Raw genomic sequence first — 12,414 nt, forward strand, 5'->3', positions numbered from 1 at the left:
AAACTTCAAAGATTTTATCTTCATCAATACCATATCGACCGATTTTCACAGATTAAAAAATAAAAAAGGATTGATCAAAAGATCAATCCTTTACTCTACTTCATTTAAGAAAAATAACGTTATAACGCCAGGACCTGTATGTGCTCCGATTGCTGCACCAATTGTATTTACGATAAATACTTCACAGCCAAATCTTTCCGTAATTAATGCTTTTAATGCTTCAGCTGTTTCTAAATCGTCACCGTGAGTCATACCGATTGTTTGACCTTTAAGGTCTTTACCACGCTCTTCCATAATATCAACAATACGGCTTAATACTTTCTTTTTCCCTCGTACCTTTTCAAGTGGTACAAGTTTTCCTTCTTCCACGTTTAAGATCGGCTTAATGTTTAGTAAACCACCGATAAAACCAGCTACTTTACTTAAACGTCCACCTCTAACAAGGTACTGTAAGTCAGCTACAGTGAAGATGTGCTCCATATGGTTCATTAGAAAAGCGACACGGTTTAAAATCTCTTCTTTTGATGCGCCGTCTTTTGCCATTTTAGCAGCTTCTAAAACGACAAGACCTTGACCAAGCGAAGCACATTTCGTATCAATAATTTCTAAATCTAAATCTGCATATGTTTCTTTTACTTCCTCTTTAATGACAACTGATGATTGATATGTACCAGATAGTTCAGATGAAAAAGCTAAATATATACAAGGATTACCTTCTTTTGCATAAGAAACAAATTTTTCTTGGAAAGTTTCAAGTGAAGGCAATGACGTTCTATAAACAGCGCCTTCTCTCATTTTTTGCAATAATGTAACTGACTCTAATGTTACTCCATCTAAATACTCTGTTTCTGCTTCATCATATACACGGAGTGGAATTAAATCAATATCATATGCTTGCAGCAATTCTACTGGTAAATCCGCCGCACTATCCGTAATGATTTTAACACCCATTTTTAAACCTCTATTCTGTTATAAATATAAAATAATAAAATAAAAATAGTACTTTTAAATTATATACGTAAAACTTAAATGAAGAAAGGAAAACACTTTATATTGTATGCACTATTCTTCAAAACTTGAACTATTAATGAAAATGATTCTATTTTAAACACCTTTTTCTTATTATTTTTCTAAAACACGAATAATTTTATAAGTATTTTGTATCATTATATTTTAATTCTTTATCTTAATATAATCTTTTCAAATTCATACTTTTTAAAATTTAAAAGCCAAATCCAATAAAAGAAATGGCTTTTAAATTTTCATAAAATAACCAAACTTCATTTTCCATCACATTGCTCTCATTATTATTTTGGCGATGTTAAATATTAGTCCAGTTATGATTAATATTTATAGCCTGTACTATACTTAAAACAGTAAATATTCACCTGTAAGAATCACTAGATAAAAAGCAAGTTAAACATTTTATAAAATATTTAATTTTACTAGTAAAGCTAATAAAATTTGGAGAAGAATTTGAACATTTACTGCTATATCTGTATCTGTTGTCGTAACTGTAACATTTCTAGAGTTTCTAATAACAGTTTCTTGTTTATTAATTTGTTTAATAGATGATTTTTGAAACAATTCTTGTGCTACACGGTCAGCTTTTTCACTATCTGCTATAGAAATACTTATTATAACCACGATAGCTGCTTGTAATGCTGCTTGAATAGATAAAGCGGCTTTTGTATCTGTAGTCGTAACTTCTACATCTGCTGAATCTACAATTGTAATAGATTCTTCAGAAATTTGGTAAGTTTTACTTTCTTGCGCAGCTACTTCTGAAACGCTAGTATTTTTAAAAGACGGATGAGGATTTGAGGAATCTAATGCACTCCACTTTTTATTTTCATCTGAATGACATTTTTTGTCCATACGTTCACCCCCTTTCAATCTAAATAATTATTAACTTGTGATTGTATTTCAGAAACAATACTTTTAATTTGCTGCTTTTTTTCTGGTGATAAATTTTTTAATTTTTCTTCATTTATCCCATGCCTATTAAAAATATCTGAGAGTAAAAGGTCTATAATTATATTCTTTTGATCCTTATCAAACTTAAAGGAAGAAAATTTATTTAAATCATCCATTTACAATGTTCACTCCTATCAGTTTTCTATAAAAATTTCAAATAACTACCAGCATTATATGCATTTAAATAAAAATTGCTTGGACAAGTAACTTAATCTTCTATTTTCACTTTTTTACTAATAAAATCAAAAAGCTGTCTTCTAATACGAAGACAGCCCTCCTTTACTTCACATATATAAGTTTTATTCACTGTTAAATAATAAGTTCACCTTTGTTATTGTGTAATTTTCCACACTTAATTTCCCAGCAATCTTGAATATTAATTCAGTCATAATGAGAAGTCCAAGCTTGTACCACATATTACAACAAAAAAATATTTACTTAGAGTGAACCCTTATAGCTAAATATAAATGGGATAGACACTTTATAAAATGTTTAGTTTAACTAGTAACGCTAATAAAATTTGAAGGAGAATTTGAATATTCACTGCAATATCTGTATCAGTAGTTGTTACGGTTACGTTTCTGGAATTTTTAATAAATGTTTTTTGTCTATTAATTTGTTTAATAGATGATTTTTGAAACAATTCTTGTGTTATTTTATCTGCCTTTTCACTATCTGCTATAGAAATACTTACTACAACCACAATAGCTGCTTGTAACGCGGCTTGGATAGATAGTGCAGCTTTTGTATTTGTAGTAGTAACTTGTACATCTGCTGAATCTACTATTTCAATATATTCCTCAGAAACTTGATCGATTTCATCTGTTTGTATAGCTTCTTCTAAAAAATTTGCATTTTTACTAAATGAATAAAAATTTCCTGATTCAGAATCCTGATTTATTGGCTCAGAAACCTGTTTTTTTGGTTCAGAACCCCGATTTAATGGATCACGTTTTTTCTTTCTTCTACAAACTTCACAATCACACATAAAATCACCCCTTTTAGTCTAAAAAATTAGCAATATAAAAATATTGGCTAACTACTAGCATTTTATGTATTTTTAAAAAAAATGTTTGGACAAGTAACTTGAATTTACATTTTACTTCTAATTCTTTTTTGTAATAACAAAAAGCTGCCTTCTAATAAGAAGACAGCTCTCTTTTATTTCACATTTATATAAAAGACCCATACTTAAATACACTTAACTTCATATAATATATTGCATCCTTTCTTTTTAGAATAAATAGTCGTTACTGAAGGGCACTTTTCGAAGTGCTCTTATCTTTAATCCCCCTCTTTTTCAGGAAGAGTTTTTTTACTAAACCTTAATATGATTTGTATCACTAAGGCTAGGGATTACCACATTTCCTTAATAACTTCAATTAATACAGTAGATACTAATTAAAATACCCCTATGATCTTCTCTACACTAAAAAAATCGTGCGTTACCGAACGCATGAACTAATTTTTATTTTGACTATGTAACACTAAATTCACAACATTATTATCCTATGTTTGGTGAAGCCATCATTTCAATGCCAGCAACCCCACACTTTTAACTAATAACTTAAACAAATGTGCTATCTCAAGGTTCCTTTGATATAGTATCTTATGTTCTATATAATGAAGAGAGCGCTAGTATTCCGAAGGAGGATGTATATGAGTATTCAACTAGCTACATCTAACGATTTAAAATGGATTAATAGTCAATATAACTCAATAGGATTTGTAAGAAGTGATTTAAAGAGAGATAAAGTTGCAATTATTACATATAACAACGAGTATGCAGGTGTTGGCCGATTAGTCCAAATAGATGAAGATACTTTAGAAATGGGCGGGATTTTTATTCTACCTCAATTTAGAGGGCTTCAATTAGCTGGTGAGCTTGTTTCATTTTTAGTAGAAACTGCGAAAAAATCACAAATACAAAATGTATATTGTCTTCCTTTTGAGGAATTAGAAAACTTTTATAAGAAATATGGATATACTGAAGTCGATACTACGAAAGAAGCAGTCCATCCAATTATTCTAAAAAAATATAATTGGTGTTTGGAGAATTACGATAAACACGTTCTACTCTTCAAATTGTAAATGTAATAAAAAAATATATTCTCAATCGTTTTTCTATCAGTACTACTAATCGGAGCCAAAGGATTAATCAAAGATATTTTATCTCTCTTTTTATAAATGACTGATTAAAACTTAATGTTCCGTCAATACTATAGGTAACATGATTGTATTTCTCCATTCTCCCTTGGAGAGGAGCAGTAAGCTTTTGCTAGCTGCTCTTTTATTTTTTCAAAAAGTCACATAAATATCTTTAATTCCAAACATTCAAAAGATAAAATGTGATAAGATTGTTATGAAGATATTTACCAACTAATAAATGCGCCCTAGACTTACGTACTAGGGCGCATTTATTTTTTAGTATGTAATTCCTTCACTCATCTATTATCCACAAAATAAGTATCATACGCTTTATCAAAAACATATCCTAACTTTTCTGCTAGGTTAGCAGATGTAGTATTCGCTGCGTCCCAGTTTGGATACTTTCCATTTTCTAAGCAATCCAATATAAGAGCTGCACTAACTACAGTTGCCAAACCTTTTCTTCTATGATTATGATCAGTCGCAACTTCAATTTCAATGCCATCATTATAAATACTATACGAGGATGCACCGCATACAACTTCTCCGTTATATAAAATGCTATAACCTATACCACGGTTTATATAATCTTCTACCGACTGAAATTGACTTGTAAAATCTTCGGAGATCTTATGTAATGTAGGGCTATTTGCGATATGCTTATCTATTCTTTTTAACTCATATCCTTTTGGAAGTGTTGATATAAAAGATTGTAATTTTGAACGATTAAAAACTTCTAGATTTCGTTTGAATTTATAACGTAAAAACTTATCTATTTTTCTTTCATGGAATGTTTCTAGGCGTTGTTTCCACTCTTCACTATTTACGATAACTAAAATTCTTTCTGGAATATTACGTAATAACTCTTCTGTTTCTTGCACGTTTGGGTCTCCAGCGTAAAATGTGAAAATTCCTACCGTAACTTGTGCTACTGTTGGATTTTCAAGATCATTTACCCAAGCAGTACCCATATGCCCTTGTAAATAAGAAAGTAAAACAACGTTATTGAAATCATTAAACATAGAAACTAGTTTTTTTCTTGTATGTATATTCGCTTCATATATCATTTACATTCCCGCCTTCTTTAGAATCAACTACTCTTAACATTTTCATGAGCGCTCCATAATTCGTATTCATATACATACCCACCTGTTCATCATAAAAGCAATTGACTATTAAATTAAAACTTCGAATATTTATAAAATATCAGTAAACATAAAATGATTATAACATCTACTAACTATAAAATGATCAACATAATTAATTATGTAACAACCCTCAACAATAGTTTGAGGGTGCATTTAAATACATGTATTATAACTCATTTTTATAAATAAAAGATTCCGTCTCACCGTTCTTATATACTTTAGTCAATTTAACAACTGATTTGTACGTGTTAACGTCATCCTCTATCATTTTTTTCATCTCTTCTATTTTGGCATCACCAGTTCCGCCCTCTATTTTTAAACAGTTCGAAATGGAAAGGTATCCGCTTGATGCCAATATAAAAATAAAAATCGTATCAGGAAAATTAATAAATAATAATCCGTAGTTTAAAGGGTCTCCAGCTGGATGTGATAAAAGTAATCGAAAACCTACCAGTTCAGGTACTTGAACAAAATCTCTAGAAACTCTCGCTTCACCTACTATAGTAATTTGCTTTACTACATTCCCAAGTTCATCTGTAAATTCAGTACATCTAGGTGGATTAATTGTTGTTGCTTGGAAAGACACATTTAATTCAGGATTGTTAAAATCGAAAAAGATTGTACTCCCCTCTGTTAAACATTGCGGGCAAACATTTCCTAGCAAGCTAAAGTCCTCTTCAATATATTTAACTTTCGATTTGCAACTACAAACTTTTCCTATTCGGATTGCATCAATTTTTGAGCAATCTACAAAAATAACCTCATTGTCTTCTTGTACAAATGATACAATCCCTTTCATCACATTAAACGAAAGAAAATAGGATACAACGATTTCGTTTCCTGCTATTACAATACTTTCAACTTTAGTATACGGTTCTAGACTTTGTAAAAATTCACATATACTATTTTGGCAACATCCACAATCACGTTTCGGCTCACAATCCACTTACACTCCATCCCTTCTCTATATAGAATAACTAATACATATATATGAAAGGAAAACAAAAAAGCTTGGACAATATAACTTTAACGTAGGAATATCGTTACCTATTCATAATATTAGTAAGGGAATTACACCAATAATGAGTAATAACACATAATTTTTACTATAAATACATATAACAATTTCATCTTTCATGAAAAAAACGTTATAATGAAGTGTAGCCTCTACGATTACGTTATAAAGGAGATTAAAACAATGGCTAAAATTAAAGTATACCAAGTAAAAGAAGAAAATATGGAAGCAGTAAAAAACATCATTGATGTTGAGGAACAAAACCCAACTGCTGAAAACTTACAAAATCTATATGCATGTGTATTAGAAACTGAAGATATGGCATTGCCTGAATCATACATTGAAGAAGATATCTTAATCGATTCTATGGAAGTTATGGTTAACGCTTCTCAAAGCAAAGTAAGAGACTTAGGTGCATACGATGTAATCGAAGTTCAAAACAAAGGTAAGAAAACACAAATTTTATTACTTGCAGACGAAGAATACGAAATTATCGAAGGCTAATCTAACACCATACATACGAAAAAGCTCCTTTCCAATTGGAAAGGAGCTTTTTCATTACGCTTTTGATGTTTCGCTCTTTTTATTCTTTTGTTGTTTCTTAATTACCATGCGCTCATTTCCCATAAAGAAAATGAATATGAATGCTAATCCAGCTGGTACCAATGCCCACATGAATGTTTGAACAATTGAACTAGAAAGAGCATCAATAATCTTATCTAATATTTGCGGAGGGATTTGAGATCTTGCCGATTCTGATAAAATGGCTCTTGAATCCCTTAATGTGTTTGTATTCATTCCCCCGCTCATACCTTTAAATGCTTCTTCTAATTGATCTTGGAAACCTGTTCTTTGAATCATTCCGAAGATTGTAATACCAAGTGTCATACCTAATGAACGAATGAAATTACTCGTCGAAGTCGCAGATCCGCGCTGTTCCATACCGAAGTTGTGAATAGCTGCCATACTTAGTACAGAGAATGAGAAACCGACTCCAAATCCGATAATGATCATATACACTGTTAATAATGCACGACTTGTTTCTGGCGTTAATGTGCTTAATAAAAATAGTCCAATTAGCATAATAACCACAGAAATGATCATAATGTTTCGGTAGCTAAGCTTTGTCGTTAAAAAACCACCTAACTGCGCTGTTACGACTGAGCCTAACATCATTGGTAAAAGTAATAATCCTGAGTTTGTTGCAGTGCCACCGTATACACCTTGAATGAATAATGGAATGTATACAGTTGCTGACATAAATGCAGCTCCGTAACATAAAGCAATAATTGTACTCATTCCGAACAAACGTTGTTTAAACATCTCAAATGAAATGATCGGTTCTTCTACTTTACGTTCAATAAAAATGAATGCAATAATTAAAATAACGAATCCACCAAATAAACTTAAAATAAAGTTAGAATCCCAATCATACTTTTGTCCGCCAAGTTCAAGCGCAAACATTAAAGAAACTACTGCACCAACTAAAGTAATTGCGCCAAACCAATCAATTTTTTGCTTTCTATGAACTCGTGACTCTTTATAAAAGAATGTAATAAAAATAAGTGCTAAAACGCCAAGCGGTAAGTTAATATAAAATACCCAGTGCCAGCTTATGTAATCTGTAATATACGCACCAAGCAACGGACCAAAAATACTTGATAAACCAAATACTGCTCCGAATAAACCACCCATTTTCCCGCGCTTTTCAGGAGGGAAAATATCAAAAACGATAGTAAACGCGATCGGCACTAATGCCCCGCCGCCAATACCTTGAATGGCACGATAAATCCCTAACTGTGTAATATTTTCAGCAGTACCACAAAGCGCCGAACCAATCATAAAGACGATTAAACCGAAAATAAAGAACCTCTTTCTACCATACATATCTGATAGTTTTCCGAATATCGGCATACCTGCCATTTCTGCGACCATATAGGCAGAAACGACCCATACAAAGTTTTCAAGGCCTCCTAAATCACCAACGATTGTTCCCATCGCTGTTACGACAATGGTATTATCCATTGATGCCATTAAAATACCTAGCAATAAGCCCGCTACAACAAAGCCGAGCTTATTATTCTTTTCAACCATAAACTTGCTCTCCCTCGTACTACTTATATTTGTTTATGTTCCTTTACGACTGCATTACCTTTTTGATTAAAACTAGTATGATATTCTACAACACTAATTTCACATCCGGGACCAATTGTAACATTATTTCCTCTTACTACTTCAGCAATCGTATGCTCTAAATAAATCTCATCTCCTTCAATGATAGACGTTTGGAGGCTTCCAGCATGATTTGTAAATGGAATAAATCTCGCTTTTTTACGAACGGTAATCTTCTTACCGCCAATTTCTCTTACTTTGCTACCTTCATAACGAAGTGAAATTTCAATATTTTCAGCATTAAGTAATCCATCACTTTCAAGGCCACCAGTTAGTGACAGTTCTTCAACTTCAATATCTCCTTTTACATTTAAAGCGCCTTTCACATCTACGAAATCACCAGTTAATTTCCCCTTAACTTCTATCATACCTCTTACTTTTATTTTTTCAATATGAGCATCACTATGCATTTGTGTATTTCCGTATACTTTTACATATTCCGCATCTACATTTCCTTGTACTTCACTATCTCCATACACGACATAACTTTTCACTTTCATATTACCGCACACTTCACTCGTGCCGTACGTTTTAAATTCATTACAGCTCATGTCATTAGAAATCGTTCCTTCACCGCGAATCTTCACTTTATTATAATCTCCGCCTGCTGAACTACCAGAACCATTAACAGTAAGACTATGTTGATGTTCCATATCATTTTCTCCCTTCCATTAAATCTGCTTCATTTCTTTTACATTTGCGCTTTTATCAACAGTAAGAACACCCGTATATTCGATCAGTTCAATCTCACAGTTCGGTCCTACCGTAACATTATTTCCTCTTACCGTTCTTATGTGAGCATAATCAATATCGATATTGTCACCTTCTAATAGTTCAGCCTCTAATTGCATACCAAATACTGATTTAAACAGCCTACTAAAAGTACTTAGTCTATGTTTTACTTTAATCGTTTGACCACCAATTTCTTTCGCTCGACATGTACCGTGAATATTAATATTTATTTCATCAGCGCTTAGTAATCCACCAATTGTAAATTGTCCTTCTGAAGAAAACGTATCCACTTCACAATTACCATCAATTGTCGCTTGACCATTGACTTTAAATTCTTCACCAGTGACATTTCCACCTACCGTACCTTTTCCTGCAATTTTCAAACTGTTTGCCTTCACATCTTGCGTAATTGTTGCTTTTCCATCAATTCGCATCGTTTCAGCATGAACTGTACCGTCGATTTTACCTGATCCACTAATTCTTGCATTGCTACTTTTCAAATTTCCAGTAACGGCACCGTAACCGTTACATTCAAATTGGTCACATTCAACATTTCCATTCACAGTACCTTTTCCGTTTAATTGCACTTTATGAAACTCGCCACCATTCGATGAACCGTAACCATTTATAATCAAATTATCTGTACGCATACTTTCTCCTCCACTACAACAATTTCGTTTTTAATGCTTCGGTATATTTCATAATCGCTTCGCGTAAAACGATTTTAGTGCCTTTTTCAAAAATTAAATCTTCCACGTTTGAAACTAATAAACATGTAGAAATCCCTAACTTTCGTACAATGATTAAATCACAAGTTTTATGTTTAATTGCTTCATAATTTTCACGTAAAACTTGCAAGACCATTTTTCCTTCTTCTAAACTAATATCTCCCGATTGTAATAATTCTTCTAACATGTACACATAAAGAATATCTACAAATTGAAACTCTGCTGTTTTATTCGTTTGTTCTATGAAAAATTGTAAAACTGGTTCTGATGCAATCCCCTTACGTAAAATGTCTTCCTTTGTTAAAAGAATTTCTCTCACACTCGGTGAAAACATATTCGCTAGTTCATCAAGTGATAAATCCTCTTTCATCGTTTGGATTTTATCAATACGCTCTAATATCTTTTCTTTCGGAAAAAATGTCTCTTGACCCGTGAATGTTGACTTTCGTACAAACCAATCTTCCGGTATTAAATTTTTTCTTTTCCACCTATATAACTGTCCGTATGAAATGCCAGTTAGTTCTAATAAATCTTTTTTTGAAATCAAATCTGTACTCAACTATATAACACTCCTTCCTGATATCAATGTAACATAACACTGTTACGCTGTAAATAGACTTTTATCACAAGTAGCGTAACAATGTGTAAAACAAACCTATTCCTACATACAAAAAAGGCTCTTACACATCTTATGAAAATGCGCAAAAGCCCTTATATATCAAGATTTAAACCAAATATTATAAAAATCAATCCAACCTTGTGAATTAATCATTATATTTTGGACTTTTTCATGTGTACTTACCTCTTGTTTATTACGATACAAAGGAATAATATGAATTTGACGTAACAAAGTATCCTCAATATCGCGTAACAATGTAACTCTTTTCTCTAATTCTTCTTGTTTAAAATAAATAGACAACTTTTCATAAAAGTCCATGTTGCTTTGTCCATGAATAAAACTATTTTTTGTAAGAAACATATATAATAGACTATCTTCTATTCGTTCGCTTATTGTGGCACTATCATGCATCATATCAGCCTTTTGTATCGTACTTACTTCCAATAGCTCTTCTATATCAAGAAAATTATTTTCTACACGAATCCCGTACTTCGCACACTCTTTTTGTATCCATTGTGCATCTTCAACATGATCTCGTCCTGTAAATGTGTAGAGCTGTAGCACTTCATTATGATAAGTACTCCTTTTAATTAAACTTTCTACATCTTCCTCAATCTCTACAATGCTTTCACCTGCTAATATTAGTTTCTTTGCCACTTCTCCACGTTCTCCGCCGAGTTCTTGAACGATTGTATAACCATGAATGATTTTATATAACGCTTTCCGAAATAACTCATCTTGCATTGGTCCTTCTTTCGTAAGATTACATGTTAGATATGTCACGTTCGACTCAAGCCGAGACAATTCTTTATTATGTTTTTCTTTATCTTTATACTGCGCCTTTACTAAAACATCGTATGTACTTACACCTTGTTCTACATTCCACAACTCAACACGATCTAAAAAAGGTCTTTCACGAAAATATAAAGGATGACCTTCTAAAATGAACAGATTTTCATTACTTTTATATAATTGAAAAGACCCTGTTCCAATTAGCTCTCCTGCTTCATCTTCATTCACGATAGAACACTGTTCTGCACTTATCATATGTAAAAACATTTTATTTTCCGTATGTAATTGAATTTCGACAACGTAGTCATCCACTGAACGGATACTTTCAACGTGTTGTAACATCCAAGCGTGTGCATTATTTTCCAGCTTCATAAATCGATTCAATGAGTATATAACATCATGTGCAGTAAGTTGTTTTCCATTATGAAAGTGAACTCCTTTTCGTAAATAAAACGTCCATATTTTTTCAGCGTCATTATATTCCCAGTGAAATGCAAGTCTTGGCTCTATAATGTTTGTATTACCGTCTACATACACGAGTGTGTCGAATATATGTTTTACCATATGACATTCTGAACGCATTGTAGCGTATACAGGATCTAATGTGATATCTAAATTCATTTGTACTTGCAACCGGAGTACATCTCTTCTCCCTTCAGATGTCATTTCAATCTTATGACCAAATATTGAATCTACCCAGCGGTGATATTCTCCCTTTACTGACGGAAAATGTGAGCTATAGCGTTCCACAAATATGCTTCCGCTTTTCACATCCCCTTTTTTCGTTATTTCTTTTCCTCTATCTAAAATTAAAGACATCGGGTGCTTTTGAAATATTAACTTAGAACGATTTCCCCTGCCGCGACCTGGAAACCACTTGATCCAATTTAACTCATCTAATTTTTTTATAATTAATTTACTATTACGCTCTGTACAAAATAATGTTTCAGATATATTTTGCACTGTTACTTCCAATCGTTCTCCCTCTTTTTTCCCTTTTCCATAAGCAATCCATAGTTCAATATATTGATCTAAAATAAACATCATAATCCCCCTAAAAGGTGAAAAATACTCCCTATTGTT

At 32.3% G+C, this 12,414-nt stretch carries 13 protein-coding genes; 2 read left to right on the top strand and 11 right to left on the bottom strand.

What is annotated here, in order from left to right; genetic code table 11:
- Positions 1-90: 90 nt before the first annotated feature.
- The 4 genes from ACTJJY_RS07355 to ACTJJY_RS07370 form a co-directional block, all read right to left on the bottom strand.
- Entirely contained in the window at positions 91-951 is an 861-nt protein-coding gene (locus tag ACTJJY_RS07355; protein WP_089171258.1) for a DegV family protein, read from the bottom strand.
- 474 nt (positions 952-1,425) lie between these two features.
- Positions 1,426-1,878, bottom strand: a complete 453-nt coding sequence (locus ACTJJY_RS07360) for a spore coat protein (protein ID WP_440605320.1) — start codon at positions 1,876-1,878, stop codon at positions 1,426-1,428.
- Between the two features lie 14 nt (positions 1,879-1,892).
- Positions 1,893-2,093, bottom strand: a complete 201-nt coding sequence (locus tag ACTJJY_RS07365) for a spore coat protein W (protein ID WP_000342253.1) — start codon at positions 2,091-2,093, stop codon at positions 1,893-1,895.
- Positions 2,094-2,458: 365 nt separating this feature from the next.
- Entirely contained in the window at positions 2,459-2,965 is a 507-nt protein-coding gene (locus tag ACTJJY_RS07370; RefSeq protein WP_089171260.1) for a spore coat protein, read from the bottom strand.
- Positions 2,966-3,636: 671 nt separating this feature from the next.
- Between ACTJJY_RS07370 and ACTJJY_RS07375 the strand changes: the two genes are divergently transcribed.
- A complete protein-coding gene (locus tag ACTJJY_RS07375) occupies positions 3,637-4,068 on the top strand; it encodes a GNAT family N-acetyltransferase (RefSeq protein WP_095690700.1) in 432 nt (143 codons plus the stop codon).
- 353 nt (positions 4,069-4,421) lie between these two features.
- On the opposite strand, the gene ACTJJY_RS07380 is transcribed toward ACTJJY_RS07375, so the two are convergent.
- Both ACTJJY_RS07380 and ACTJJY_RS07385 read right to left on the bottom strand, forming a co-directional pair.
- On the bottom strand, positions 4,422-5,192 hold the full coding sequence (locus tag ACTJJY_RS07380) for a GNAT family N-acetyltransferase (protein ID WP_340719974.1): 771 nt from the start codon (positions 5,190-5,192) through the stop codon (positions 4,422-4,424).
- Between the two features lie 247 nt (positions 5,193-5,439).
- Positions 5,440-6,219, bottom strand: coding sequence for a BC_2878 family exosporium-associated protein (locus tag ACTJJY_RS07385; protein WP_440605321.1), 780 nt, complete (start codon positions 6,217-6,219; stop codon positions 5,440-5,442).
- A gap of 252 nt (positions 6,220-6,471) precedes the next feature.
- Between ACTJJY_RS07385 and ACTJJY_RS07390 the strand changes: the two genes are divergently transcribed.
- Positions 6,472-6,792, top strand: coding sequence for a hypothetical protein (locus tag ACTJJY_RS07390; protein ID WP_001062742.1), 321 nt, complete (start codon positions 6,472-6,474; stop codon positions 6,790-6,792).
- A gap of 54 nt (positions 6,793-6,846) precedes the next feature.
- On the opposite strand, the gene ACTJJY_RS07395 is transcribed toward ACTJJY_RS07390, so the two are convergent.
- The 5 genes from ACTJJY_RS07395 to ACTJJY_RS07415 all read right to left on the bottom strand — a co-directional run bounded on the left by ACTJJY_RS07395 (position 6,847) and on the right by ACTJJY_RS07415 (position 12,375).
- Positions 6,847-8,382, bottom strand: coding sequence for an MDR family MFS transporter (locus tag ACTJJY_RS07395; protein WP_089171264.1), 1,536 nt, complete (start codon positions 8,380-8,382; stop codon positions 6,847-6,849).
- A 23-nt stretch (positions 8,383-8,405) separates the two neighbouring features.
- Positions 8,406-9,113 (bottom strand): polymer-forming cytoskeletal protein, encoded by a 708-nt coding sequence (locus ACTJJY_RS07400; protein ID WP_000401031.1) that lies wholly within the window; start codon positions 9,111-9,113, stop codon positions 8,406-8,408.
- A gap of 18 nt (positions 9,114-9,131) precedes the next feature.
- Positions 9,132-9,842: a bactofilin family protein gene (locus tag ACTJJY_RS07405; RefSeq protein WP_001258371.1), complete on the bottom strand. Its 711-nt coding sequence runs from the start codon at positions 9,840-9,842 to the stop codon at positions 9,132-9,134.
- A 13-nt stretch (positions 9,843-9,855) separates the two neighbouring features.
- Positions 9,856-10,479: a YhbD family protein gene (locus ACTJJY_RS07410; RefSeq protein WP_000102246.1), complete on the bottom strand. Its 624-nt coding sequence runs from the start codon at positions 10,477-10,479 to the stop codon at positions 9,856-9,858.
- Between the two features lie 159 nt (positions 10,480-10,638).
- Complete coding sequence (locus ACTJJY_RS07415; protein ID WP_440605322.1) at positions 10,639-12,375, bottom strand: ABC transporter substrate-binding protein; 1,737 nt, start codon at positions 12,373-12,375, stop codon at positions 10,639-10,641.
- Between the last annotated feature and the right edge of the window lie 39 nt (positions 12,376-12,414).

Origin of the sequence: Bacillus sp. 22475, assembly GCF_052044835.1 — a bacterium.
Taxonomy (GTDB): Bacteria; Bacillota; Bacilli; order Bacillales; family Bacillaceae_G; genus Bacillus_A; species Bacillus_A cereus.